23 protein-coding genes are annotated in these 24,605 nt (G+C 71.1%); 10 read left to right on the top strand and 13 right to left on the bottom strand.

Going from position 1 to position 24,605, the window contains the following annotated elements; genetic code table 11:
* The first annotated feature begins 424 nt into the window (after positions 1–424).
* Positions 425–970 carry a PAS domain-containing protein gene (locus HC031_RS19875; RefSeq protein ID WP_167926874.1) on the top strand — a complete coding sequence of 182 codons (546 nt, stop codon included), beginning with the start codon at positions 425–427 and terminating at the stop codon, positions 968–970.
* 5 nt (positions 971–975) lie between these two features.
* Positions 976–1,929, top strand: coding sequence for a methyl-accepting chemotaxis protein (locus tag HC031_RS19880; protein WP_240942722.1), 954 nt, complete (start codon positions 976–978; stop codon positions 1,927–1,929).
* Between the two features lie 70 nt (positions 1,930–1,999).
* Here HC031_RS19880 and HC031_RS19885 read toward each other — a convergent pair whose 3' ends face one another.
* The 5 genes from HC031_RS19885 to HC031_RS19905 all read right to left on the bottom strand — a co-directional run bounded on the left by HC031_RS19885 (position 2,000) and on the right by HC031_RS19905 (position 5,700).
* Positions 2,000–2,968 (bottom strand): anti-sigma factor RsbA family regulatory protein, encoded by a 969-nt coding sequence (locus HC031_RS19885; RefSeq protein ID WP_167926876.1) that lies wholly within the window; start codon positions 2,966–2,968, stop codon positions 2,000–2,002.
* The gene (locus tag HC031_RS19890; protein WP_167926877.1) at positions 2,965–3,795 is read right to left on the bottom strand and encodes an MEDS domain-containing protein; all 831 of its coding nucleotides are present in this window, start codon (positions 3,793–3,795) and stop codon (positions 2,965–2,967) included. Before HC031_RS19890 ends, HC031_RS19885 begins: the two co-directional genes overlap by 4 nt.
* Positions 3,796–3,827: 32 nt before the next feature.
* Positions 3,828–4,193, bottom strand: a complete 366-nt coding sequence (locus HC031_RS19895; RefSeq protein ID WP_167926878.1) for a ferredoxin reductase domain-containing protein — start codon at positions 4,191–4,193, stop codon at positions 3,828–3,830.
* A 29-nt stretch (positions 4,194–4,222) separates the two neighbouring features.
* Positions 4,223–4,996, bottom strand: a complete 774-nt coding sequence (locus HC031_RS19900) for a PHB depolymerase family esterase (RefSeq protein ID WP_205862985.1) — start codon at positions 4,994–4,996, stop codon at positions 4,223–4,225.
* An 89-nt stretch (positions 4,997–5,085) separates the two neighbouring features.
* Positions 5,086–5,700, bottom strand: a complete 615-nt coding sequence (locus tag HC031_RS19905; RefSeq protein WP_167926880.1) for a CGNR zinc finger domain-containing protein — start codon at positions 5,698–5,700, stop codon at positions 5,086–5,088.
* 94 nt (positions 5,701–5,794) lie between these two features.
* Between HC031_RS19905 and HC031_RS19910 the strand changes: the two genes are divergently transcribed.
* From HC031_RS19910 to HC031_RS19925, 4 genes are all read left to right on the top strand, one after another.
* Positions 5,795–6,223 carry a carboxymuconolactone decarboxylase family protein gene (locus HC031_RS19910; protein ID WP_205862986.1) on the top strand — a complete coding sequence of 143 codons (429 nt, stop codon included), beginning with the start codon at positions 5,795–5,797 and terminating at the stop codon, positions 6,221–6,223.
* Positions 6,220–7,125 carry a phosphotriesterase family protein gene (locus tag HC031_RS19915; RefSeq protein ID WP_167926881.1) on the top strand — a complete coding sequence of 302 codons (906 nt, stop codon included), beginning with the start codon at positions 6,220–6,222 and terminating at the stop codon, positions 7,123–7,125. Before HC031_RS19910 ends, HC031_RS19915 begins: the two co-directional genes overlap by 4 nt.
* 158 nt (positions 7,126–7,283) lie before the next feature.
* Complete coding sequence (locus tag HC031_RS19920) at positions 7,284–7,694, top strand: (R)-mandelonitrile lyase (RefSeq protein ID WP_167926882.1); 411 nt, start codon at positions 7,284–7,286, stop codon at positions 7,692–7,694.
* Between the two features lie 28 nt (positions 7,695–7,722).
* A complete protein-coding gene (locus tag HC031_RS19925; protein ID WP_167926883.1) occupies positions 7,723–8,337 on the top strand; it encodes a DUF4865 family protein in 615 nt (204 codons plus the stop codon).
* A gap of 77 nt (positions 8,338–8,414) precedes the next feature.
* Here HC031_RS19925 and HC031_RS19930 read toward each other — a convergent pair whose 3' ends face one another.
* The 8 genes from HC031_RS19930 to HC031_RS19965 are packed head-to-tail and all read right to left on the bottom strand — an operon-like array spanning position 8,415 to position 19,255.
* Positions 8,415–9,683 carry an FAD-dependent oxidoreductase gene (locus tag HC031_RS19930; RefSeq protein ID WP_167926884.1) on the bottom strand — a complete coding sequence of 423 codons (1,269 nt, stop codon included), beginning with the start codon at positions 9,681–9,683 and terminating at the stop codon, positions 8,415–8,417.
* The gene (locus tag HC031_RS19935; protein WP_167926885.1) at positions 9,680–11,137 is read right to left on the bottom strand and encodes an FAD-dependent oxidoreductase; all 1,458 of its coding nucleotides are present in this window, start codon (positions 11,135–11,137) and stop codon (positions 9,680–9,682) included. Before HC031_RS19935 ends, HC031_RS19930 begins: the two co-directional genes overlap by 4 nt.
* The gene (locus HC031_RS19940; RefSeq protein ID WP_167926886.1) at positions 11,134–12,555 is read right to left on the bottom strand and encodes an FGGY family carbohydrate kinase; all 1,422 of its coding nucleotides are present in this window, start codon (positions 12,553–12,555) and stop codon (positions 11,134–11,136) included. Before HC031_RS19940 ends, HC031_RS19935 begins: the two co-directional genes overlap by 4 nt.
* The gene (locus HC031_RS19945; RefSeq protein WP_167926887.1) at positions 12,552–13,412 is read right to left on the bottom strand and encodes a DeoR/GlpR family DNA-binding transcription regulator; all 861 of its coding nucleotides are present in this window, start codon (positions 13,410–13,412) and stop codon (positions 12,552–12,554) included. Before HC031_RS19945 ends, HC031_RS19940 begins: the two co-directional genes overlap by 4 nt.
* Before the next feature lie 41 nt (positions 13,413–13,453).
* The gene (locus HC031_RS19950) at positions 13,454–14,482 is read right to left on the bottom strand and encodes an ABC transporter permease (RefSeq protein WP_167926888.1); all 1,029 of its coding nucleotides are present in this window, start codon (positions 14,480–14,482) and stop codon (positions 13,454–13,456) included.
* Positions 14,483–14,517: 35 nt separating this feature from the next.
* Positions 14,518–16,011 carry a sugar ABC transporter ATP-binding protein gene (locus HC031_RS19955; protein ID WP_167926889.1) on the bottom strand — a complete coding sequence of 498 codons (1,494 nt, stop codon included), beginning with the start codon at positions 16,009–16,011 and terminating at the stop codon, positions 14,518–14,520.
* A 59-nt stretch (positions 16,012–16,070) separates the two neighbouring features.
* A complete protein-coding gene (locus HC031_RS19960) occupies positions 16,071–17,084 on the bottom strand; it encodes a sugar ABC transporter substrate-binding protein (protein ID WP_167926890.1) in 1,014 nt (337 codons plus the stop codon).
* A gap of 50 nt (positions 17,085–17,134) precedes the next feature.
* Positions 17,135–19,255 carry a N,N-dimethylformamidase beta subunit family domain-containing protein gene (locus HC031_RS19965; RefSeq protein ID WP_167926891.1) on the bottom strand — a complete coding sequence of 707 codons (2,121 nt, stop codon included), beginning with the start codon at positions 19,253–19,255 and terminating at the stop codon, positions 17,135–17,137.
* Between the two features lie 392 nt (positions 19,256–19,647).
* Between HC031_RS19965 and HC031_RS19970 the strand changes: the two genes are divergently transcribed.
* The 4 genes from HC031_RS19970 (at position 19,648) to HC031_RS19985 (ending at position 24,565) form a co-directional block, all read left to right on the top strand.
* Positions 19,648–20,328 carry a response regulator transcription factor gene (locus HC031_RS19970; protein WP_167926892.1) on the top strand — a complete coding sequence of 227 codons (681 nt, stop codon included), beginning with the start codon at positions 19,648–19,650 and terminating at the stop codon, positions 20,326–20,328.
* A gap of 14 nt (positions 20,329–20,342) precedes the next feature.
* The gene (locus HC031_RS19975; protein ID WP_338090748.1) at positions 20,343–21,815 is read left to right on the top strand and encodes an ATP-binding protein; all 1,473 of its coding nucleotides are present in this window, start codon (positions 20,343–20,345) and stop codon (positions 21,813–21,815) included.
* On the top strand, positions 21,812–22,363 hold the full coding sequence (locus HC031_RS19980) for a hypothetical protein (RefSeq protein WP_167926893.1): 552 nt from the start codon (positions 21,812–21,814) through the stop codon (positions 22,361–22,363). Before HC031_RS19975 ends, HC031_RS19980 begins: the two co-directional genes overlap by 4 nt.
* A gap of 213 nt (positions 22,364–22,576) precedes the next feature.
* Positions 22,577–24,565, top strand: a complete 1,989-nt coding sequence (locus HC031_RS19985) for a transglycosylase domain-containing protein (RefSeq protein WP_338090749.1) — start codon at positions 22,577–22,579, stop codon at positions 24,563–24,565.
* Positions 24,566–24,605: the final 40 nt, after the last annotated feature.

The raw sequence follows: 24,605 nt of genomic DNA on the forward strand, positions 1-24,605 counted from the left end.
AGCGGCCGGGCGCCACGCCCGGCCGCCGACGCGTACGGCCACCGCCGGCGCCGGCACCGGGACCTAAGACCGGGCCGATGCCCGTACGCCAGAGTCAATGAGGAGGCCGCGTGGGAGCCGATCCGAAGTGCGTCATCGACCGATCGCGACCGTGCGGAGCGTGTATCGCGCCGAGTCCCCACGAATGCCCATACGCCTATCTGCTTGACTCCGATGAGATGACCGAAGTCGTGACGGCTGACCGAGCCCGCCACCGCAAGGTTCCAGACGAGCCGACCGCGGCGGATCCCACCAACGGTTAGGCATCGGGGGTGGCCGCGCCGACCGGCGGTGACCTGCGCCATCACCGCTCCAAGATCACTCATGTGCCGGGCGGCGCCGCCGATGGCATCGGCGACAGCACAGAATCCGGCGTGGAGGCGGGATGCGACAGGGGTTGATACGGCCGAGCGGCGTGGAGCGGACCTTCGCCGACGACGAAATCATCGTCAGCAAGACGGACCCTGCCGGGCGGTTGACGTACGTCAACGACGTCTTCACCCGCGTCTCCGCGTACACCGAGGACGAACTGCTCAGCAAGCCGCACAACGTCATCCGCCATCCCGACATGCCGCGCTGCGTGTTCCACCTGCTGTGGGAGACGATCCGCGGCGGCGACGAACTGTTCGCCTACGTGGTCAACCTCGCCGGCGACGGCGCCCACTACTGGGTCTTCGCCCACATCACGCCGACGTTCTCGGCCAGCGGGCAGATCACCGGCTACCACTCCAACCGGCGGACCGCCGACCGGGCCGCGGTCGCCCGTATCGTGCCTGTCTATCAGCGGCTGCTGGCCGAGGAGCGCCGGCACAGCCGCCCGGCCGACGCCATCGCCGCCTCGGGCGCGCTGCTGGCGGACCTCGTCAGCGCGGAGGCGGGCAGCTACGACGAGTACGTGTGGTCTCTGGAACCGGAGAAGGTGTCCCTGTGAAGCTCATGCGCCGAAACGACAGCAGCCACCCGCGGGGCGGCGAGGGGATGCGCACCGACGAGTTCGGCGAGGCGTTGCGCGCCATCGCCCGCTTCTGTGAGCAGGCGGCAGACGGCGACCTGGAGGTCCGGTTGCCGCGGCTGCCCGGCGAGGACCACCTGGCCGACGTGGCCGCCGCCCGCCAGGGCCTGAACCGACTGATGGACCTGGTCGACGCGTTCGTCCGGGAGTCGACCGGATCGCTGGCCGCCGCGAGCGCCGGTAACTACCACCGCCGGTTCCTCCACCGCGGCATGCGTGGGGCGTTCCGGCGGGGCGCCGAGGTCATCGACGACGCCCGGCGCGCGATCCGACGGGGCGCGCGGACCCTCGAGGAGGCCAACCAGCGCCGGCTGGGGCTGGCCGACGAGTTCGAGACGGCGGTCATGTCGACGTCCGAGCACGTGGCGGCCGCATCCACGGAGCTGAGCGCCTCGGCCGCGAGCCTCGCCGAGTCGACCCGCGCCACCGTCGTGGCGGCCGACCGTTCGGCCGGGGCGATCCGCTCGCTGAGCGAGTCGTCAGTGCAGATCGACGCGGTCGTGCAGCTCATCAACAGCGTGGCGGCCCAGACCCGCCTCCTCGCCCTCAACGCCACGATCGAAGCCGCCCGTGCCGGCGAGGCCGGACGCGGATTCGCCATCGTCGCCAACGAGGTCAAACAACTGGCCGACGCCACCGCCCGCGCCACCGCGCAGATCAGCGAGCAGGTGGCCGGCATCCGCGACCAGACGAGCGAGGTGGTCACCGCGATCGAGACCGTGACAGCCTCGATGCGCGACGTCGAGAGCATGGTCGCCGGCATCAGGGTGGCGGCTGAGGGCCGACCGGAAGCGGGCGGGGCCGACCAGGGACTGTCGCAGATGGCCGAGTCGTTGCAGGCCCGCGCCGGCCAGTTCCTCACCGAGCTGCGCCGCTAGACCCCACAGGGCGCCATGGGTGGTCACGGTGGCCGGGGACGGCGCCACGCGGAGGTGTCGCGGGCATCGATTACGCCCCGGCAATCGAGGAGGTGGACAGTTTCACGGTGAATCCGGCCGGCGTCTGCGCCATCTCGACTCGGTCGCACAGCTGTCGCACCAGCCACAGCCCGGCTCCGGGACCGAACGGATCGCCGTCCGGGCGGAGGTATCCGGCGAGCGGGTCGTCGAAGCCCTCGCCGGCATCGGTGACAGTGCACACCAGCCGCCCGGGTGGGGTCCAGAGTCGTAGCCGTACCGGTGGCCTGCCGTGCATGAGGCCGTTGACGGTCACCTCGTGGATCGCGGCCACGACGTCGGCGGCGATCCGCCGATCCACGCCACGGGCGGCGAGTACGGCCGCCAGCCGCTGACGCAGGGCGTCGACCTCGCGGAGATCGGTGACCGGGGCGAACTCCGTCGGGAGACCGCTCTGCTCCACCGGATCCGGCCCGGTAGCCGTTGCGCGGCGAAGAAACGCCGCGGGGTCGACGTACCGTTCGTTGGGCGCGCGTCGGCCGGTGGGCGTGAGCACGAACGGGTGGGCTTCGGTCAGTCTCCCGGTCACCGACGCGGGCACGACCCGGGCGTCGTAGACGCAGGTGGCCGTCACCGGGAACGCGGACAGCAGGGCGTCGGCGGCCGCCTCGTACCGGCCGCACTCCGCCCAGCCGTCAGGGCCGGTACCGAAGCTCGCCTCGCCCACTATCCGGATCCGCCGGGCGCCGCCGGCCAGCTGCCGGGTTACCAGCCGGCGCAAGGCCTCGACGGCCGTGGCCGCCCGCGGGTACATGGTCGCGGCCCGGGCGCGGAGGATGCGCGGGGCAGGACTGACGGCGTCGGCCAGCAGCGCGTTGTACTCATCGCGGCAGGTCAGGATCACCCCATCGCCGCCGGCCAGCCCCGTCCGCACGGCCGGCACGGCCGCGGTGAGCAGCTCGTCCGGTGAGGCGAAGAACAGCACCTGGTGGACGTAATCGGCCGCGGTCCGCCCGCTCACGGCTCACTCACCCCGGCCAGCTCGATACCGGTGAACTGGTCGACCCCCAGCAGCCGCAGCGTCCAGGACACCATCCATTGGGGCGACGCCAAGACCACGTGCCCGCCAAGCCGTCGGAAGTCATCGGTGGCGTACAGCAGTTGCCGGCAGGCCGCCACGTCCATGAACTCCAAGCCGCTGAGGTCCAGCCGCAGCACCCGCTCCCCACCGGTAACCGCGCTGTCGACGGCGGTGGCGAACACCTCCGCGTTTCGGCGATCGATCTCGCCGCTTACGGTCAAGCCGCGAGGGTCAGCGGCGACGCTGAGGGCAGCGTTGCACAGTCGGTACCGGTGCACCTCGATCAGCTCACGCAGCATCGTCGGCTCGATCTTCGGATGCGCGTACTGGCACACCGCCGACACCGGACCGGTCCGGCACAGCCGGTCGATCGTTCGCTCGATGTCCAGGTGAGCAGGCCAGGGCTGGGTACCGAAGGCGGCGGTGGCGTCGGCGGCCAGCCGTACCGACGGGAAACCCTCGGCGAGGGCCTGCTCGACAACCGCCTCCTGGTCACCCTGCGGGTAGAACCGGTCCGACGGCAGCGCCGCCAACTGGCCGGACGCCACCGCCGCGGCGGCGAGGTCGGCTCCGTGGCCGTCTACGAGGTCAAGTACCGACCCACCCGCCGGCCGAGGTCCTTCGGCACAAATGACCTTGTCCCCGCGGTCCAGCCCACGCCGGATCCATGCCGTCAGGCTGGAGAGTCGCTCAGCCTCCGAGCCGTGCAACAGCAACAGATGCCCGTCCCACTCCGGTCCATAGGACTGAAGGCCGTCGTGCCCCACTAATAGAACGATACCGTGCGTAACGGCCCAGTTCACGCCATCGGCAGCATCCCGGGACCGAACACCGCGTACGCGATGTTCTCGGCCGGGACGCCGCGGGCGATCAGTCCGCTGCGTACCGTCGCCATGAACTCCAGCGCCCCGCACAGGTGCACCCGTACGCCGGGAACCAGGGGAATGTGATCGGGGTCGACCAGTCCGGCCTTGACCTGCGCGCCCGGCAGCCAACAGTCCGAGGAGACCTCCTCGTACCACAGGTTGACCGTGACCCCGGGCAGCTCGTCGATCAGCCGGCCCAGCTCCCCGCGGAGGGCGTGTGCGGACCGGGTGCGGTCAGCGTGCGCCAGGGTCACCTGCCGCCCCGCGTCGGTGACCGCGAGGTGCGTCAGCGCCGACATCGCCGGGGTGAGCCCGATCCCGGCGCTGATCAGCAGCAGCGGTCCGTCCCCGGCGGCGGCGATCTCCGGTGTGACGGCGTCGCCGAGCGGCCGGGACGCGTCCGCGGCGTGCGCGGTAGGCGACGTACGGGCGCCACAGGTAGGCCAGCGGCGCCGGTCACCAGCGCCACCGCACGGCCGTCGGGACACGCGGCGACGGACGTGGTGACCGGGGCGGCAGTGGTTGCCGTGGTCGGACCACAATGATCGACGTCACGCCACATCGCGACGACGTCCGTCACCGCGGGACCGTTGATCCTCGCCGGGCCGTCGCCCTGACCGCCGGCGTACGGGATGGTGTGGTCGGCCGTGCCGTGGACGTGGATGACCGATGTGGGCGCCGGGGAAGGGCACGAGCCGAGCAGGGTCGCCGAGTCCGGTCCGATCGCGGCGAACACCGTGGTGTCACAGGCCAGCCGGTACGCCATGAGGCCGCCGTTGGAGATGCCGGTGGCGTAGACCCGGGCCGCGTCCACCGGTACCTCGCCCGAGACGGTGCGGACCACCTGGGTGAGGAAGGCGACGTCGTTGACGCCGGTACGCCCCGGAGCGCCGCAGCACCCGCCGCCGACCGCCCAAGCCCGGTCGAGGCCGTCGGGGTAGGCGACCAGAAAGTGTCCGGTGTCGGCCTCGGCGTCCCAGCCGTACGACGACTCGGCCTGCAGGCCGGTGCCGAAGCCACCGTGCAGCACCACCACCAGTGCGGCCGGGCTCGCCAGAGCGGCCGGCCGGTAGAGGTGGAAGGTCCGCTTGACACCGTCCACTGTGATCGTATGGGTCCGGTGCTGCTGGGCGGGCGGCCGTCGCACTCGCGTGACGTCGGTTGATCATTGCCTCGCTGATCGTTCAGGCGTCATTGTCGCGTGCGACGGAGCCGCAGGGACTCCGGACCATCGTCCGCCTCAGGGGCGTCGGCGTTTCGGCGGGCGCGGAGCGCGCGGACCCTGCCCCGGCTCGCGCACGCCGGGGACGGGCACCAGCGGCGGCGCCCGGGCGGGTCGATGAAGACGCCCCGGCAGTCCTCTTCCGGGCAGCGCTTGAGAGCCAGCCGGTCCGCGCCCGTCATCTGGTCCACGGCCTGGCGGACGATGCGGGCAAGGGCGTGCGCCGTGGTCGCCGGGGGCTCGCGGCGCAGCTGGTCGGCGGCGGTCAGCCGGACCGGATCGGCGTGCTCGGCCAGGAATGCGGCCACGTCCGCCACAGCGTCCGCGGGCGGTGGCTGCTCGTCGACAGTGGCCAGCGCAAGCGTGCGCAGCGTCTCACGCAGCGCCCGGACCCGCTGCAGGTCGCCTTGATCGGGTGGCTGAACCGGAGACAGCTCGCAATGTCCCAGCCACTCGGCGAGGCGGGCGGGCGTACCCAGCCGCTCTATCGGGGCCGCACTGAACGTGCGGCCCTTGGTGGCGAGGAAGTTCAGCCAGACGGCGCCGCAGTCGAAGCGGAAGGCCAGCTTGTCCTCTTCAGGCATGCAGGAAATGGTAACGCTTCAGGCGTTACGTCTGCTAGCGTGCTTCGTAACGCCTTAACCGTTACGAAGCACGACGAGGAATGAGAGCACGACCATGACGACGAGCCGCGAACTGTCGGAGCAGCTGACCCCGGCGAAGCTGGATCGCGACGAGGGATACCGGATGCTGGACCTACTCCAGGACGAGGCCACCCAGCAGGCGACGCTGCCCGGCCTCGAGCAGGTCGCCCCCGGGTACGCCGACTGGATCATCACAGCCCTGTTCGGCGGCACCTACCTGCGCGACGGGTTGTCGCTACGCGACCGGCAGCTCATCAACCTGGCCGCCCTCACCGCGGTCGGCGGTGTGGACCCGCAACTGTCCGGCCACGTCAAGACCTCGCTGCGGATCGGGATGACGCGCCAGGAAGTCATCGAGGTCTTCGTGCACCTGGCGCCCTACATCGGCGTGCCCAAGGCGCTGGCCGGGCTGCGCGTCGCCGCGGCCGCGCTCGCTGACGCCGACCAGGAAGCCGGACGATGAGAGCGATGGTCCGCACCGTACTCGGGGACATCCCACCCGAGGAGCTCGGTGTCTGTGACGCCCACGACCATCTGTTCGTCAGCTCGCCGACGCTGCCGGGCCAGGAGTTGGACGACGCGCGGGCCGCGCTCGCCGAGCTGGACGCCTTCGCCGCGCTCGGCGGCCGCGCCGTGGTGCAGTGGACGCCATGGGGGTTGAGGCGACGAGTCCACGACCTGCCCGGTCTGTCCCGGCAGTCCGGCGTCCACATCGTCTCCGCCACCGGAATGCACCAGGCCAAGCACTACGGTCCAGGGGAGCTGGAACGTGTCCATGACGGGCTGGCCGACCTGTTCATCCGTGAGCTGACCAACGCTCCGGTGAAGGCGGGAATGATCAAAGTCGCCGGCGGCTATCACCGCCTCGACGACCACGCCCGGCACGTCATGGCCGCCGCCGCCGAGGCGCACCACGCCACCGATGCGCCCGTCGGCGTCCACCTGGAGGTCGGAACCGCCGCCCTGGACGTGCTCGACCTGCTGTGCGGGACCCACGGCGTCGCCCCGCACCGCGTGATCCTCGGACACGCGCACCGATTCCCGGATACGAGAACTCACCGGCAGGCCGCCGAGGCCGGCGTGTTCCTGGCGTTCGACGGCCCGTCCCGTACGCACCACGGCACCGACTGGCGCCTGCTCGACAGTCTCGAGGCCCTCGCCGACAGCGGCTACGCCCACCAGGTCCTGCTCGGCGCCGACACCATCACCCCTACCGCCCGGTCCAGCGCCGAGGGTCCGGGCATGCCGTTCCTGCTCAGCGGCCTGCGCCCGCGGATCGAGCGGGACCTCGGACCCGAACTCGCCTCGGCGATCCTCCGCGAGAATCCGGCCCGCGCGTTCGCGGCGCGATGGCGCCAGCCATGACCCGACACCCCTCGCCCGCGAGGACCTGGGCACCGCCCGCGCGCGGTGCCGCGGGGCGGCTGCCGCCACCGGCCCGTTCGACCGAGCGGTCAACGGCGTGGTGACTCCGCTCGCCTCCCCCAGCACATCTGCAAAGGACGACAAAGAGAGGGGCCAACATGCGAATATCGCGTACGCCGCCATCCACCGCTGTCGCACCTCCGGAGTGGGTCACCGGATCGGCCCGGGTCGGGGAGATCGCCACCCCGGAAAGCCCGTCGCGACTCCGCGTCGATACGGTCCACTTCGCTCCGGGAGCCCGTACCGTTTGGCACCGGCACCCCTTCGGCCAGGTGCTGATCGTCACTGCCGGGACCGGGCTTGTGCAGCGCCGCGGCGGCTCCGTGGAGGTCATTCGCGTCGGCGACAGCGTGCGCGTCGCCCCGGATGAGTGGCACTGGCACGGCGCCGCGCCCGACACCGCCATGACCCATCTGGCCATCCAGGAGGTTGCCGAGGACGGCACCGAAGCCGACCGCGGCGCCCTCGTCACCGACACCGAGTACCACACCCGGCCCCTGTCCCGCTGAGCACCGAACCGGAAAGGAAGCGTCCTTCGTGTACGCGAAACAGTACGAAATCACCCTGCCCGCCGACTACGACATGGAGATCATCCGCGAGCGGGTGGCCAAGGGCGGCCACGTGCTTGACGACCGCGCCGGGCTCGGGCTGAAGGCCTACGTCATCCGTGAACGCGGCATCGACGGTTCGCCGGTCAACCAGTACGCGCCGTTCTATCTGTGGAACGACACCGGCGCCATGGCTCACTTCCTGCTCGGGGGCGGCGGATTCCAGAACATCATCCGTGACTTCGGGCGTCCGGTCGTCCACCACTGGACCGGTGTCGCCTGCCATGCCGGCCCCGACCGGTCGGTGTCCCCCAGGGCGGCCTCGCGCCTGCTCACGTCCATACCTGTCGGGTCCGATCCCGACGCCACCGGTTTGGCCCTGACCTCATGGATCGAGCGGGAGACCGAGGCACTTCGTGAGCTGGCCCGCCGCGACGGCGTCCACACCGCCGCGCTGGCTGTCGACCCCCACCACTGGCAGGCGATGCGGTTCGTCCTGTGGACGAACGCCGTCGCACCGGACACGGCGGCCACCGAACGCTACGAGGTACTCCACGTGTCCGGCCCCGGCGTGAACGCCCTACCAGAGGGATACACCTGGTAGGGCACGGACGTACGCGGACCTCCCCCTCCCGTGGGAGGGGGAGGTCCGCGTACGTCCGGGTCGCTGACCCGACCGGTCTACTGATGCGTGCCGCGTGTCGCCGACTCTATGCGGACGGGTGTTCCGGCTGGGTCGACCCGGGCCAGCCATCCGGTCGGGATCGAGGCCGGGCGGGTGGGCACCAGGTGGCGTACCTGCCCTTCCCACAGACACCGGTCGGCCTGCATGACCCGGACCGGTGCCGAACTCGCGAAAACCCGGGGACGCAGGATGATCTTGTTGCGAGGAAGGTCGGCAGTGGTGCTCGCGCGCTGCGGATGAACCCAGGCGAAGCTCTCGTCGACCTCGATGGGTACGCCCGCCCGCCGCGCCGCGCGACGGCGGTCGGCAAGCCACCCAGCGATGGCGTGGCCGGCCGCGCGGCCGCTGAGGGCCGCCACGTCGGCGGTCTCCACCGGATGGCACACGTTGCCCGCCGCGAACAGACCGTCGATCTCGGTGGCGGCATCGGCGTCCACCGCGGGGCCGAGCGTACCCGGATCCATCACCAGTCCGCGCGCTCGCGCGAGCTCGTGGTCGGGGATCCAGTCACCGGTGAACACGACGGTGTCACACGCGATCGTGCGACGGTGGCCGGTCCTGATGTCCTCGACCACGACGCCGGTCACGCGCGGTCGGCCCTGGACCTCGACCACCCTGGTGTCCGTGTGCAGCGGTACCCGCAGCGCGACGCGGGTAGCCAGGGCGAACGCCGCATAGCTCTGGTGGTGCGGGCGATCGGTGACCATGCCGACGACGTCCACACCAGCGTGGCGCAGCGTCATCACCGCCGAGTAGCTGACGTGCTCCGCGCCGACGACGAGCGCGCGCGTACCGACGGGCTGTCCGAACAGGTACACGGACTGCTGGAGTTGGCCGGTGGTGAAGACGCCGGCCCCCCGGTCGCCCGGCACCATCCGGGCGGTACGCGGCCGCTCCCGGGCGCCGGTGGCTAGCAGCACCGCCGACGCGTGGAGCTCACGCCGCCCGGTCGGCGAGGTCAGCCACATACCGCCGTCGGCCGTCCACCCGGTGACCATGGTGGAGGTGAGCACCCGCGCGCCGGCCGCGGTGGCGCGGGCGACATAGCGCTGCGCGTACCGCGGTCCGCTCATGAAGCGGTGCAGGTCCCGGATGCCGTACCCGGTGTGGTGGCAGTGCCTGGGGATGCCTCCGGCGACGGCCTCGCGTTCAAGCACCGTGACTCCGGCGACGCCGGCCTCTCGCAGGGCGATGGCCGCCGCGAGCCCCGCCGGGCCGGCGCCGATGATCGCCACGTCGGTGTCTACTGGTCCGGTCGAGGTCACTTGGTCCCCTCATTGTTGCGTGCGGTGGGCGCCATGGTGGACGAGTCCGGCGCGGTGAGCAGCTGACGGATCTTGGCACCGCAGAAGAAGCCCTGGCAGCGCCCCATGGTGGCCCGGGTGCGTCGCCGCAGCCCTTCAACCGTGCGGGGCGGTACGTCGCTGTGCAGCGCGTCGCGTATCTCGCCGAGCGTCGTCCGTTCGCAGAAGCACACGATCTCGCCGTACGCGGGGTCCGCGGCGACCCGTGCCGCGTCCGCGTAGGGGCGCAGCGTCGCCTCACCGATGTTCGGCATCCGCGGCGGCTGCGGGTCGGCGTCGGGGTGCACCATGGGCTTGAGCGACAGCCCGAGCGCCTCCGTCATCGATTCGGCGAGGTACTCGGCGATCGCGAGCGACGAGGTGAGGCCGGTGGAGCGGATGCCGCCCGCGCAGGCGTAGCGCAGCTGCGGATGCACGCTGATCTGGTAGTCGTCGTGTTCGGACGCGGCCCGCAGGCCCGCGTAGATGGTCGTCGCCTCTTCGGCGAGCAGGTCAGGCATGATCCGCCGGCCGTGACTCCGCAGAAACGCCAGCCCGTCCTCGCTCGATCCGGTGGCGGTGCGGTCGTCGAGGTTCTCTGACGTGGGGCCGAGCATGATGTTGCCGTACACGGTCGGCGCGACCAGGACGCCCTTGCCCATCTTGGTCGGCACCGGCAACAGCACATGGTTGACCATCGTCCGGGCGAGCTTGTCGAAGACGATGAGCTCGCCGCGGCGCGGCGTGATGGTGAACCCCTCCAGCCCGACCATCGCGTGTACCAGGTCGCTGCCCAGCCCGGCGGCGTTGACGACGAGGCGGGTGGCGACCGGACCGGTCGCGGTCTCGACCACCGTGACGTCGTCACCGATGCTGACGCCGGTGACCGGTGACTCGAGCCGCAGCGCGGCGCCGTGGCGCACGGCCTCCGTGGCGAACGCCAACGAGGTGGTCCACGGGCAGATGATGCCCTCGTCCGGCACTTCCAAGGCGCCGAGCGCACCTGGGCCCAGATGCGGCTCGCGGGCGTAAAGTTCGTCGGCTCCGATCTGCCGGGTCCGGCGGTACCCGTTGGCCTCCGCCCGCGCGGCGAGCACCGGCAGCTCGTCAAGTTGCTCCTGATCCCAGGCGATGAGCAGCGCGCCGGGAACCTCGACCGGGATGCCGGCCCGCGCGGCGTACGCCGAGAGCAGCGTGTAGCCCCGGGCGACGAGGCGGGACTCCAGGGTGCCCGGCTTGGCGTCGAAGCCGGTGTGCAGGATCGCCGTGTTCGCCTTGCTGGTCGCGTCACCGATGTCGCTGCGAGCTTCGATGAGCACCGTACGGGCTCCGCGGATGCTCAACTCGCGCGCGACGGCGCATCCGACGACTCCGGCGCCGATGACGGCGACATCGTAGGGTTCGGCGTCGGTGGCAGGCGGGACAGCAAAGGTCACAAGGTGCTCCAGTTCGAGGTGAGGGTGACCGCGGTGCGCCAGCGCCCGATCAGCTCGGTGGCCCACCCGGCGCGGGCGCGGGGCTCGACCGCGGCCGCCGATGGAACCTCCGCGATGCCGTGGCCGTACGCGGTGCGGGCGGCGAGGTCAGCGACGCCGAAGGCGGTCGCATGCGGTGAATGGCACGCGACGACCGGCACTCCGGCGACATCGGCCTGCAGTTGCAGGAACGCGGGCGAGCGGGTCAGCCCGCCGTCCACCCGCAGCGTGGTCAGCGGTTGGCTCAGCTCTGCGGCCACGGTGCCGGCCAGCTCCGCGACATGCGCGGCGATGCTCTCGCAGACCGCACGGACCAGGTGCTCGCGCGTGGTCGACAGGGACATGCCGAGAAACGCGGCGCGCGCGTCGGGTTGCCAGTGCGGGGCCCCGAGGCCGGCGAGCGCCGGTACGAAGACGACGCCGCCGGAGTGTGGCGTGGCGGTGAGAACGGCCTCGATCTCGTGCGCGCCGGCGAGCAGGCCTAGCCGGTTGAGCCAGGCGAAAGCGGCCCCGACCGCGTACAGCTGCCCGTCGAGGCAGTAGCGGGCCTGCCCGGCCAGGCGCCAGGCGACCGAGGTGGCCAGCCCGGCCAGGCTGCGGGTCGGGGTGTCGCCGGTGTTGGCCAGCAGGAAGGCGCCGGTTCCGTAGGTGCATTTGCTCTGCCCGCGCTCGCGCGCTCCCTGCGCCCACAACGCGGCCTGCTGGTCGACGATGATCCCGCCGACCGGGACGGTGTCGCCGAACGCTCCGGTCGCGCCGATCGTCTCGTCGCTGCGCGCCAACCGGGGTCGCGCCTCGTCGAGGCCGAACAGCTCCCAGGCTTCGTCAGACCATTCGAGGGTGTCCACGTCGAGCAGCATCGACCGGGAGGCGGTGGACACGTCGGTGACGAACTCGCCGGTGAGCCTGTGCAGCAGCCAGGTGTCCGTGGTGGTCACCACGCCGTCGCCGGTCATCCGGTCGCGGATCCAGCGCATCTTCGGAGCCGAGAAGTACGGGTCCAGCCGCAGTCCGCTGATGGCGGCCAGCCGGTCGCCGGCGGGGCGCAGGTCCGCGCAGATCTGCGCGGACCGCCGGTCCTGCCAGACCAGGCAGGGGGTCAGCGCCTCGCCGGTGGTCTGGTCCCAGGCGAGTACGGACTCCCCCTGGTTGGCCAGCCCGACCGCTCGGACTGGTACGCCGGCGCTGGCGAGCGCGGCCCGACCGGCGGAGACCACCGACTCCCAGAGGTCGCCCGGGTGGATCTCGACCGCGCCGTCGCCGGTGGCGTGTACCGGGACGGGCTGTTCGGCATCGGCGAGAACGGTGCCGTCGACCGCGACGACGAGCGCCTTGGTGGCGGTGGTGCCTTGGTCGATGGCCAGGACGGCGTCGCTCACCGGGGTCCACCGCCGTCGTACCGGGTCGGCGACGTCGCCGCGGCCGAATCGCTCGTCGTCTGGTCGGAGACCGACGCGTCCTGGTCGGACGGCCGGCCCTGCAGGACCTCCACGCCGGCTTCCCGGAGCCGGGCCACCTGCGCGGGGTCGGCGGAGGAGTCCGTGATGACGGCGGTGATCCGGCCCCAGTCGCAGACCTTGCGGAGGGCGACATGTCCGATCTTGATGGCGTCCGCGACGACGTAGACCTGCTGGGCCGCGTCGATCATCGCCAGCCGCACCGCGATCTCGTCGAGGTGGTAGTCGGTGAGGCCGGCCTGGGGGTGGACGCCGCCGGATCCGAGGATCGCCTTGTCCGCGTGGAACTGTTTGAGCAGCGCGACGGTGTCCGGCCCCGAGCAGCTCAACTCGTCCGGGCGGACGTGGCCGCCGAGCAGGTGGACGTCCAGTCCGGACCGGGAGGCGAGCCGGGTCGCGACCGGGACGCTGTTGGTGATGACCCGGCCGTGGAAGCTGGGGGCCACCGCTTGTGCGCACATCTCCACGGTGGTTCCCACGTCGAAGATGACCGTGTCACTGTCCTCGATGATCCCCGCGACCAGCGCGGCGATCTCGGCCTTGGCGCCACCCTGAAGCGCGAGCCGTTCGGCACGCGACGGTTCGGTGCTGTGCGACAGCCGGGCCCGGGCGACCCCGCCGTACACGCGGTGCACCGCGCCCTCCTGCTCCAGCGAGACCAGGTCGCGGCGGATGGTCTCCACCGAGACCCCGGCCTGCTCGGCGAGGAAGGCAGGCCTGGCGACCTCGCGTTCTTCCAGCAGACGCAAGATCAGCTCACGGCGCTTGTCGGGGAGCATGTGCCGGCCTCCGGCCTTGTGTGGAAAGGATGGACTGTGGTTCAGCGTCGACGACCGATGGCGCGGATCAGCTGCGAGTGCTGGCTGAGTTCGTCCAGCCCAGCCCCGATGATGAGCGCGGCACCGGTGGCCATCTCCTGAGCGTAGTAAGGAACATTCATCAACGTCATGCCGTTGTTGAGCACGCCCAGGAACGCGACGCCGAGCAGGACTCCGAACATCGTCCCGCGACCTCCGCTGAAGGCGATCCCGCCGAGCAGCACCGCGGTCAGTACGTTGAGCTCGAATCCGACCCCGAGGGTGCCGGGCGGCGCGGAGTCGAGTTGGGCGGAGAGCAGCACCCCACCGATCCCCGCGGCGGCGCCGGTGGCGGCGTAGACGATGAGTGGCAGCGCGCGGGTGGCCACACCGGACAGGAAGGCGGCTTCCTTGTTGACCCCGATGGCGTAGACGTACCGGCCGGACGGGGTGCCGTAGAGCACGATGGCGCCGATGATGAAGACGACCAGCGCGATCCACACCGGAACCGGGACGCCGAGGTAGAGACCCCGCCCGAGCAGCTGCATGCCCTTGCCGAAGTTCGCCGGCGGGTTGCTGCGGAGAAACTGCGTGATGCCCCGGTACAGCTGGAGCGTGCCCAGCGTGACGATGATCGGGCTGAGCCGGGTGAACGCGACCAGCAGTCCGTTGACGAGGCCGGCCACCGCGCCGATGGCGATGCCGATGAGCGCCGCCAGCTGCCAGGCCATGCCGTGGTCGACGATGAGCAGACCGGTGACCACACCCGCCAGGCCGATCACCGATCCGACCGACAGGTCGACGACACCCATGATGACCAGCAGCGCCTGCGGAACGGCCACCACCATCAGTACCGCGCCGGACAGCGCGATGTTCTTGAGGTTGCCCGCCGTCAGGAACAGGTTGCTCTGCGCCGTGAAGAAGATGGTCAGGACGACGAGCCCGATGAGTAGCGCCGAGCGCAGCGCCACCGCGATGGGATCGCGCTTGGCGCCGACCGCAGGCGCCGAAGCCGATGCGGCGCTCGTCGTGGTGGAGGTCGTAGTGGTCATCGGATCAAGGCTCCAAACATCGAGGCACGGGAAGTTCAGGCGGTGACGCCGGTGAACTGGTGCGCGTGGTCCAGCAGCGACTTCTCAGTGATCTCGTCGCCGGCGAGCTCGGCGATGACGCGGCCGGCGTCGATCACGAGCGCGCGGTCGGCCAGCGCGGCCACCTCGTCGGCGTCCGTGGAGGCGAAGACGACGGCCACGCCGCGTTCGGTCAGCTCGCGACAGACGTCGTAGATCTTCCTGCGGGCGCCGACGTCAACGCCCTGCGTCGGCTCGTCGAGCAGGAGCACCGAAAGCTCGTCGATACGTGCCAACCAGCGGCCCAGAACCAGCTTCTGCTGATTGCCCCCGGAGAAGGCGCCACCGGCCCGGCGCGCGTCCGGCGGCTGCAGGTCGAGCGCCGTGGCGGTCCGCTGGAAGAGGCCGCGCTCCCGGCCCGGGCGTCGGAGCGCTCCGGCCGCCAGCCGGCCGAAGGACGGCAGGAGCAGGTTGTCGGAGGCCGACCGGGTGGCCCACAACGCCTGCCGCTGACGGTCGGACGGAACGAGGGCGACGCCGGCGCGCTGCACCCGCGCCGGGGACGTCACCGCCACGCGGGTGCCGTTGACGGTCACCTGACCGGCCGACGGCCGGAAACGTCCGGCCAGGGTCTCCAGCAGCGACGTACGCCCACTGCCGAGGACGCCGTACAGGCCGAGGATCTCGCCGCGGCGCGCCTGCAGGGAAACCGGGCCGAATCGTGGGCCCGCGAGCTGGTCGACGTCGAGGACCACCTCGCCGGCGGTGGCGGTGCGCTTGCCCGCCGCCTCCTCGTTGCCGCCGGAGATCGCCGCGACAAGCCGTTGCGGTACGAGCGACGCGACCGGCTCCTGCAGCGTCACCATGCCGTCGCGCAGGACGGTGACCCGGTCGGCGATCCGGAACACCTCGCCCAGCCGGTGTGTGGTGTAGATGATGCGGGCGCCCCGCTGCTTCATCCGGGCCACCTCGGCGAACAGCCGCTGCGTCTCGCTTTCCGACAGCGATGCGGTCGGCTCGTCGAGCACGATCACCTTCACGTCGGTGCGATGCCACGCCTTGGCGATCTCGAGCAGCTGCTTGGTACCGATGGGCAGGGTGCCGACCTTGGCGTCCAGCGGGACGTCGATGCCGAACTGGTCGAGCAGCTCGCGGGCGACCCGCCGCTGCGCCCGCCGGTTGATCAGGGGTCCCCGTCGCAGCTCGTGCCCCATGAACAGGTTGTCGGTCACGGAGAGCACGTCGACCAGGCTGAGGTGCTGGTGGATCACGGCGATGCCGAGCTCGAAGGCGCGCGTGGGCGTCAGATCTTCGACCGGTGCGTCGTCGAGGCGGATCGAACCGGCCTCCGGGTTGATCGCTCCGGCGATGCATTTGATCAGAGTCGACTTACCGGCGCCGTTCGGTCCGAGCAACGCGTGCACTTCGCCCGGTGCGACGCTCAGGTCGACTCCACGCAGCACTCGGAAGCCACTGTAGGACTTCTCGATACCGACCATCTGCAGGGTCATGGCTCTCCTCTTGGGTAGCCCGGCGCGCGAGCGGCTGGCTCACGCGCCGGGCCATCCGGTCAGCTGTAGTCGCTGAGGTAGTCCTTCAGCTGCGGGTTGTCGACGGTCAGCGCGACCGGCGGCACGTTGACGCCCTTGTTCGGCTTGCCCTCGAGCAGGTCGGCGGCGACGTCGGTCACGGCGAAGCCGATGTCGCGGATACGCACCGCGACGGAGACGCGGTAGATACCGCCCTTCTGTACCGCCTGCAGGCCTTCCTTGGAGCCGTCCTGCCCGCCGATGAAGATGTTCGGGTCGTCGGCGGCCTTGCCGGCGTTGAGGAACGCCTGCTGCGCTCCGATGGCGACGTCGTCGTCGTACGCGAGGACCATGTTGAGGTCCGGGTGGGCCTGCAGCACCGTCCGCGTGATCTGCTCGCCGTCGGCCCGGGTGCCTGCCTTCTGGGTCGAGACGATCTCGGCGTTCTTGGCGTCGCCGGGGAAGGTCGCCTTCAGCCCGTCGTCGCGCTGCGCACCGACCGCGAGGTCGCGGTTGTTGAGGATGAGTACCTTGACCGGGCCGGAGTGCTTGGCCGCCCAGTCGCCGGCCGCCTTACCCAGCGCCTTGCCGCTCTCCAGGCCGCTGAACAGGATGGAGGCATCCTCGTTCTGCAGCGGCGTCGCGTAGGAGACGAACACGGTGCAATTGGCGCGGGCCTGCTTGGCCAGGGGCTCCATCGACGCCGGCTCCAGCGGGTAGGAGACGATCGCCGGCAGCTGCTGGGTCACCCACGTCTGCATGTTCGCGTTCTGCTTCTGCAGATTCTCGTCGTCCGCGGTGTAGCGCAGCTCGTAGCCCCGCTCCTTGGCGCGCTGCTCGGCGAAGCGCTTCAGGTCGCCGTAGACCGCCAGCGACGTCAACGGGTAGTCGAACCCGATGACCTTGTCCTTCTTACGCTGGCAGCTGCCCGACTTCGCGCTGCCGGTGTCTTCCTTGACGCCGCCACAGGCGGCCAGCGGCAGGGCGACGGCGACGGCGACGAACGCCGCGGATAACCGCCAGCGGGCGGCGCGGCGCGTGGTGCGGTGAGACATTCGATCTCCTAGCACTGGTGGGATCGGCGCGGGAAACACGCCGGAGCGGGTTAGGACTTCTTGCTGTTGCGGTTACGGAAATTGGTCAGAACGTTGTGCACGAGCCGGGCCACGTTGTTGTCGAACCCGTTCCAGGGCAGGCATCCGGTGAAGCAGATGGAGCCGACCGAGAAGACCGCGCCGCCGCCGGCGTGCTCGACGAGCACCATGTCGGAGCGCACGTCGTCGCAGTCCTCACCGCCGAGCCCGGGCGAGAGCATGAGAGCGTCTTCCACGGCGAGCTGGTAGTAGTTGCTGTGCCGACCGGAGGTGGCGAGAACCGCGGTGTTCGGCGGGCTGCCCAGGGCCGGGTCGTAGCGGTCCAGCTCGTCGCCGCTGGCGCCGTTCATGATCAGTCCAAAGTCGCCGATCTCGTGGTCGCTGATGCCGTCGAACACCCACGCGTACTCCGGCGCATACGACAGCTCGCTGCGGATGAACGGCGGTGCTTTCTCGTCCCAGCCCTGGCTGCACATCCCGACACCGACGAGCTTGTTCGGCGACCGGCCGCGCCAGCGCCACAGGCCGCCGTGCTCCCCCGTCGTGCTGTGGTGGTGTTCGCCCGGCGCGGCCTCCCAGGTACGGATGCCGGCCGAGCGCCGCACCTCGATCACCTCGGGGCGACGCGGATCAGGCGTCGCCACCCAGTAGAAACCGTTGCCGCCGAGGTACATCAGGCATCCGCCGGCCTCGACATGTGCCTGGACCGCGTCGAGCATGGTCCCGCTGTAGTACTCCGGGTGCGAGCCGGTGACCACCACCTGGTACCCGTCGAGCGCGGCCGCGCCGTCCGCGTGGACATCATGGTCGGTGAGGACGTCGTACTCGATACCGGCGTGATCGAAGAACGCCACCGTGTACAGGTCGGCGGGAAGGTGACGTGGGGCGTTCTGCAGCCACATCCGGTAGTCGGGCCGGAGGTTCGGGATCGGCCGCAGGAAGCTGGAGTAGCAGACGCCGGAGCCGTCGCTGTGGTGGTCGTACAGGCTGGAGCCGAACTCCGGGTGCTCGGCCAGCAACCGGTCGTGGAAGCCCGGCACGATGGGGTGGTCGGTGATGCCGGCGGCCTCGTAATCCAGGCGGTGCATGAGCCGTTCGTTGGCGTAGGCGACGTAGGTGAACGTCGGCAGCACGAAAGCGACGCTCTTGCGGGGCGCGCCGACCGCCGGGAGCACCGCGAACGGGATGTGGTCGACGTCGGGCGAGGGAAGTTCGGCCGGAACCTCCTCCACCCGGCGCAGCCGGATGGCGTACACCCCGCTGGGCAGGTCGGAGGGGAGGGTCACGGTGGTGTCCACGTCCCACCCGGCGTCGATGAGGTCGTCGTCGTGGAAGTGGATCGCGCCGTACTGCTCGGGTGCCTGGCGGAAGTCGTCGACGTCGCCGGTCCAGTTCGACCCGGTCATCGCGCGGGCCGGCCCGTTGCGAAGCTCGCCGTGGTGACCGTGGCCCGACGCGTCGACGGCGACGGCCAGGTCGGTCAGATCCTCGAAGGCCCAGCGCGCAGCGATGGCGCCATCGCCGCGTACCTCGGGAGCTTCTATCTTGCCGTTGTAGAGGCCGGCGGGGACCTGGTGTCCCGACTCCGCGACCACGTCGAGCGCCGCTGCGACTACTCCGGAGGCCCGGTCCACGGGCACGCCGGCACCGGACTGCGGCGTACCGTCGTGGTCGCCCGGAAGTGGGTTCAGCGCGGTGACCGCGAGCTCACAACGGTCCGCGGCCAGGCTGGCGGTCACCCGGTACCAGCGGCGCTCCAGCAGCGGCTGGGCGGCGCGCACCACGACGCCGTCCGGCGTGGTCAGCACCGGAGTGCCGGCCTCGTCAAGTGCCAGTGCGGCTACGTGCCGGCCCGACTCGTCAGTCAGCGACAGCACCCCCTGGACGCGGCCCGCCCCGGGCGTGGTCGGCCATACCGTCACGCTGAGCCGAACCTCCCGCGCTCCCGCGACGACCCCGGTGGCTCGCATGTAGGAGCCGGGGTGGATGGGCTGCAGACGTCCGGGGATCCGCTGGGCGGCGACCGCTGGGACGTCGTCGGTGCGGAACCCGGGCCCGGCGGGGTTGACGTCGCCGTGGCGCAGTCGGACCAGATCCAGTGTGACCTGGTCTGCATCGGTACTGACCCGCACGTCGACTGTGTCCCCAGGCCGATAGCTGAGGCGGTTGAGGTAGCCCGTCAGGAGCACGTCTGCATCACCGAACCATTCGTGGACTCATGGCCGTTCTTCCACATTAAACGAGGAAGAACGGGCGTTGTGATGGCGTGAACCTAACAGGACGTGGGTTCCTCCACAAGAGGGTCCTCAATATTGCCCGTTCCGCCTCAACAGAGGAGGTTTTCTGCTAGCGACCGCTCGATGCCGTCGGCAATGCGCAACCGCCGCCAGGCGAGGACGAAAGGCCCGGACTGCGGCGAACGCGGCGGAGCCCGCCCGGCCGGTCACGAAGGCCATGCCGTAACGCGATGTCGCCCAGCGAACACGCGCCCGCGCTCAATTGACCCATCCGATACAAATAGATGATGGTTCATGTCTTGCTGATCGAAGACGACAAGGCTGTCCGCGACGGCCTGGAGTTTGCGCTGAGCCGGCAGGGTCATACGGTGCAGTGCTCGTCGAGCGGGGAGGACGGACTGACCCGCCTGCGGGGGTCGAGCCCCGACATCGTGGTGCTCGACCTGATGCTGCCGGGCATCGACGGGTTCGAGGTGTGCCGCCAGGTACGAGCGGCCGGCCCGGTTCCGGTGATCATGCTGACCGCGCGGGGCGACGACTTCGACGTGGTCAGCGGACTGGAGGCGGGTGCCGACGACTACGTGGTCAAGCCGGTCGAACCGCGGGTGCTTGACGCCCGACTGCGTGCGGTGCTCCGACGCACCGTCCGTGAGCCGACCCAGCCCGACACGGGCACCTATGGTGACCTCACGGTCGACCGCGCCGCGCTCACCGTGCACAAACGGGGACAGCCGGTCAGCCTCACCCCGACCGAACTGCGACTGCTGTTGGAACTGTCCGGTTCACCGGGTCGGGTGCTCACCCGCGAACAACTGCTGCAGTCCGTGTGGGAGCACGACTACCTGGGTGATTCGCGGTTGGTGGACGCCTGCGTGCAACGGCTGCGCATGAAGATCGAGGACACCCCGTCCACGCCGAGCTACGTGCAGACGGTCCGTGGCTTCGGTTACCGATTCGGTCCGGTTTGACGGTGAGCACGCACGTGTCCAGACACCGATCCCCACTGGACCGGCCGGTCCTCTCCCGACTGCTCGGTCTGCGCCCGCGACTGGTGGTGGCGTTCGCCCTGGTGGCCCTGTTCAGTGGGGCGGCGGTGGCCGCGGCCAGCTACCGGCAGGCGCGCACCATCGTGTTGGAGAAGACGCAGGACCAGGTCGCCGACCGTACCCGTAACAGCCTCGAAGAGCTGGACCCACCCCCGCAGCTGCCGCCCGACCAGCAGGAGCTGGAACGGATCGGCGACGCGATCAACGGCCTCGCCGTCTACGGCGACCGGCGGTCGAGCTTCCAGCCGGTGCCGCTGGACCGCGTACCGCCCCAGCTGCGCCGCGCCGTCCGGGAACGGGGCCGGGTGGTCGTCCAGCGGATCGTCCTGGACGGACAGCCGTACGTGCTCGCCGGCACCGAAGTGCAGGACATTCGCGGACAGCGCACGGGCATCGAGGTCTACGCTGTCCAGAAGCTGACATCGGAGCAGGAGACGATCGACCGACTGGCCCGATCCGCGGCGATCATCCTCGCGCTGGCCCTCCTACCCGCCGTCCTGCTGGCGCTCGGCGCCGCCGCCGGGGTGCTGCGGCCGGTACGGGACCTGCGACGGGCGGCGCGCCGGTTGGCCGAGGGCCGGCTCGACACCAGGCTGCGCGTCCGCGGCTCCGACGAGCTGTCCGAACTGGTCCGCACGTTCAACACGATGGCCGGCAAGCTGCAGCACAACGTCGGTGAACTGCGGCGGATGGAGGCGAACGGCCGGCGCTTCGTCGCTGACGTCTCCCACGAGCTGCGCACGCCGCTGACCGCGATGACCGCGGTGACCGACGCCCTCGAAGAGGAGGCGGCGAGCCTGGGCGGCGACGCCGCCATCGCCGCCCGCATCATGAGCACCGAGACGCGGCGGCTGCGGCAACTGGTGGAGAACCTCATTGAGATCTCCCGGTTCGACGCCGGAGGCGCGGTGCTGCGGCCGGAGCGAGTGGACCTGGCCGCGGTGGTGTCGGCGACCCTGACCGCCCGCGGCTGGACCGGCATCGTCCACACCGACCTGCCCACTGGCATCGTCGCCGAGCTCGACCGCCGCCGGCTCGACGTGATCGTGGCCAACCTGGTCGGCAACGCGCTCAAGCACGGCGCACCACCGGTCACCGTCGAGCTGCGCGCCGTCGACCGGGACCATGTGGTGGTCACCGTCACCGACCGTGGACCCGGTCTCGCTCCGGAGATCCTGCCGCACGTGTTCGAACGCTTCTACAAGGCCGACTCGGCCCGTGCCCGCTCCGACGGAAGCGGCCTCGGCCTGGCCATCGCGTGGGAGAACGCCCGCCTGCACGGCGGCGTACTGGAGGCGGGCAACGCGGCCGGCAAAGGCGCCCGGTTCACCCTGCGGCTCCCCCGCCATCCCACGGCGTCGGCAGCGGCGACCGCCGCCGACCGGGCCGGCACCGGGGCACCGCTATGACGGCACGTCGGCTCGTCGCCGTGCTGCTCGCGGCCGGCTGCACCGCTGGGGCCGCCGGCTGCGGGATCTCCCCCACCGGCCCGATCTCGTTCGCCGCGGCGCCGCGCGCACGGCTGTATGCCGAGCAGGTGTACTTCGTGCAGGACGGCCGGCTCCACTCGGTCGCGCGTTCGCCGGCGACATCACCCTCCGTGCGTGACACGCCGTTCCCCCGCGCCGTCGTCCGGGTCGAGGGCCTCGACCTGCTGGCGGCCGGCCCGCTGCCACCCGAGCAGGACGCCGGCATCACCACGGAGCTGCCGACCGGCATCCGGATCTTTCCGGCGGAACAGGCCGGCGACGAGCTCACGCTGTTCCTGTTCGGCGCGGAACAGCCGGCGGACCCGGACCAGCTGTCCGATCTCGCGGTCGCGCAGATCGCCTGCACCGCGACCGCCGCGAGGAATGTGGAGGCACCCGTCCGTCGGGTGACCCTGCGCGACAAGGTCAGCGGTCACGAACGTGGCCCGGTGTCCTGTCCGGTGACGGTACCGGAGCGCCGGGGGTGAGGCCCACGCGCCACCGCAGCACTTGTGACAAGGCTGTGACACGTCCCGGATCCACCCATGAAATGCGGCGTCCACCGTGGTCGGATGATCGATGGAGGCCATTCGACTCCCAGCCGCGCAGGCGTCGGAGTCCACCGGGCCGGGCGTGCGGGCGCGCGCCGACGGCGGGGGACGGGCCGCTCGCGGGCGCGCCGATGGCTGGCATACGGGCTGGTGACGGTACTGCTGCTCGTCTTGGCCGGCGGCGTCGGCGTGGCGGCGTACGCATCCTCGGTGCCGTTGCCGGCGGACCCCGTGGTCGCCCAGGCGTCGGTCCTGTACTACCGCGACGGGCGCACCGTGTTGGCCCGGGTCGGGGCGAACAACCGGACCGACGTCCCGCTGGCTCGGGTGCCGCTGGCGGTACGCCGGGCCGTGCTGACGGCCGAGGACCGCAACTTCTACCACCACGCCGGCATCTCCGTACGGGGTATCGGGCGCGCCGCGCTGGCCGACGTGCTCGGCGGCGACAGCCAGGGGGCCTCGACCATCACTCAGCAGTATGTCCGCAACGCGTACCTGACGCAGCAGCGAACGGCCGAGCGCAAGGCCAAGGAGGCGGTGCTCGCCGTGAAGATCGAGCGACGGTACTCCAAGGACGCCATCCTCGAGCGGTACCTCAACACCGTCTACTTCGGGCGCGGAGCGTACGGCATCGAGGCGGCCGCGTCGGCGTACTTCGGCACCACGGCGGACCGGCTCACGATCGCCCAGGGCGCGGTACTGGCCGCAGTTATCAAGGACCCCACCAACTTCGACCCCGCCATCAACGCGCAGGCGGCGCGGGACCGGTGGCGCTACATCGTGACCACGATGGTGAATCTGGGCTGGGCTGACCAGGCTGAAAGCGTACGACTGCCGTACCCCCAGGTGGCTCCCAGGTCCGCGGACGCCACCAGCGGTCCGCTCGGACTCGTGGCGGACCAGGTGGAGCGCGAGCTGGCCGGGCACGGCATTCCCCCACAGGTGCTGCGCACTGCCGGGCTGCGCGTGGTCACCACCCTCGACGCCGGCGCCGAACAGGCCGCCCTCAACCAGATCAGGTCGACGCTGGCGGGCCAGCCACCGCAGCTGCGCGCCGCGCTCGTCGCCGTCGAGCCGGCCACCGGTGCGGTCCGCGCCTACTACGGCGGCGCACAGGGCAGCGGCTTCTTCGACGACGCGGCGGCGGCGCGGCCGCCGGCCTCGACGTTCAAGCCGCTGGTACTCGCCGAGGGACTGCGCCAGGGAGTCTCCTACGCGTCGCTGTGGGACGGCAGCTCGCCCCGTACATTCGTCAGCCGTCGCGGCGTGCCGCTGGTCAACCACGACGGGCTGCAGTGCCCGGTGTGCACGCTGGACGAGGCGATGGTGGCCTCGCTGAACACGCCGTTCTACGCGCTGGCCGAGCGGGTCGGGCCGGCGCGGATCCGCAGCCTGGCCGTGGCGTCAGGCGTGTCGGAACGCTACGACGGAAAGCCGTCCATGGTCGACCGGCCGGGCGACGCGACACCGGGCCGAACCCGGGCCGATATCGCGCTCGGCATCTATCCGGTCACACCGGCCGATCTCACCAGCGTGTACGCCACGTTCGCCGCGGGCGGGACGCGGGTCGACCGCCGCTTCGTGGAGTCCGTTTCCGGGTCGGACGGCCGACAGTGGTACGCGGCGTCGCCTCGACACGTACGGGTGCTGCCGCCGGCCGTCGCCGCCGATGTCTCGGCGGTCCTCGCCGACGCCGTCGGCACCGATGGACCGGTACCCGGCCGGGCCGCGGCCGGCAAGACCGGGACCCAGCAGTACGGCGACACCGACGACAACTCCGACGCCTGGATGGTCGGGTACACGCCGCAACTGGCCGCGGTGGTGTGGCTCGGCCGGGCCGAACCCGGTCCGATCCGGGAGGCCTCCGGTGCGCCGATCCAGGGCGACGGGCTGCCGGCCAGGTTGTGGCGGGACTTCCTGACCGCCGCCCTCGCCGGTCAGCCGGCGATCGCCCTGCCACCACCGGCCCATGTCGGCAGCACCGACGCCGGCGATGCCCGGGCCGGCGATGACGCCGAGGGTTCAAGGAGCGCCAAGAGGACCGGAGCCGCCGGGGGTGCCGGCCGCTCCCTGGTGCCCTCGACGCCGCAGCCGGCCGGACCGGCGACGAAAGGTGCGACGCCGGCGGCCCACGCGTAGATCCGCACGGCGATGGCCAGGTGGTCCCCGGCCGGTACAC

Source organism: Planosporangium thailandense, from assembly GCF_011947195.1.
Lineage (GTDB): Bacteria > Actinomycetota > Actinomycetes > Mycobacteriales > Micromonosporaceae > Planosporangium > Planosporangium thailandense.

What these genes read in the sequence shown, in the direction of transcription:
- HC031_RS19875 (WP_167926874.1), top strand. Translation starts at nt 425, where the DNA reads ATGCGACAGGGGTTGATACGGCCGAGCGGCGTGGAGCGGACCTTCGCC.
- HC031_RS19880 (WP_240942722.1), top strand. Translation starts at nt 976, where the DNA reads ATGCGCCGAAACGACAGCAGCCACCCGCGGGGCGGCGAGGGGATGCGC.
- HC031_RS19895 (WP_167926878.1), bottom strand. Translation starts at nt 4,193, where the DNA reads ATGTCGGCGCTGACGCACCTCGCGGTCACCGACGCGGGGCGGCAGGTG.
- HC031_RS19905 (WP_167926880.1), bottom strand. Translation starts at nt 5,700, where the DNA reads ATGCCTGAAGAGGACAAGCTGGCCTTCCGCTTCGACTGCGGCGCCGTC.
- HC031_RS19910 (WP_205862986.1), top strand. Translation starts at nt 5,795, where the DNA reads ATGACGACGAGCCGCGAACTGTCGGAGCAGCTGACCCCGGCGAAGCTG.
- HC031_RS19915 (WP_167926881.1), top strand. Translation starts at nt 6,220, where the DNA reads ATGAGAGCGATGGTCCGCACCGTACTCGGGGACATCCCACCCGAGGAG.
- HC031_RS19920 (WP_167926882.1), top strand. Translation starts at nt 7,284, where the DNA reads ATGCGAATATCGCGTACGCCGCCATCCACCGCTGTCGCACCTCCGGAG.
- HC031_RS19945 (WP_167926887.1), bottom strand. Translation starts at nt 13,412, where the DNA reads ATGCTCCCCGACAAGCGCCGTGAGCTGATCTTGCGTCTGCTGGAAGAA.
- HC031_RS19950 (WP_167926888.1), bottom strand. Translation starts at nt 14,482, where the DNA reads ATGACCACTACGACCTCCACCACGACGAGCGCCGCATCGGCTTCGGCG.
- HC031_RS19955 (WP_167926889.1), bottom strand. Translation starts at nt 16,011, where the DNA reads ATGACCCTGCAGATGGTCGGTATCGAGAAGTCCTACAGTGGCTTCCGA.
- HC031_RS19960 (WP_167926890.1), bottom strand. Translation starts at nt 17,084, where the DNA reads ATGTCTCACCGCACCACGCGCCGCGCCGCCCGCTGGCGGTTATCCGCG.
- HC031_RS19970 (WP_167926892.1), top strand. Translation starts at nt 19,648, where the DNA reads ATGGTTCATGTCTTGCTGATCGAAGACGACAAGGCTGTCCGCGACGGC.
- HC031_RS19980 (WP_167926893.1), top strand. Translation starts at nt 21,812, where the DNA reads ATGACGGCACGTCGGCTCGTCGCCGTGCTGCTCGCGGCCGGCTGCACC.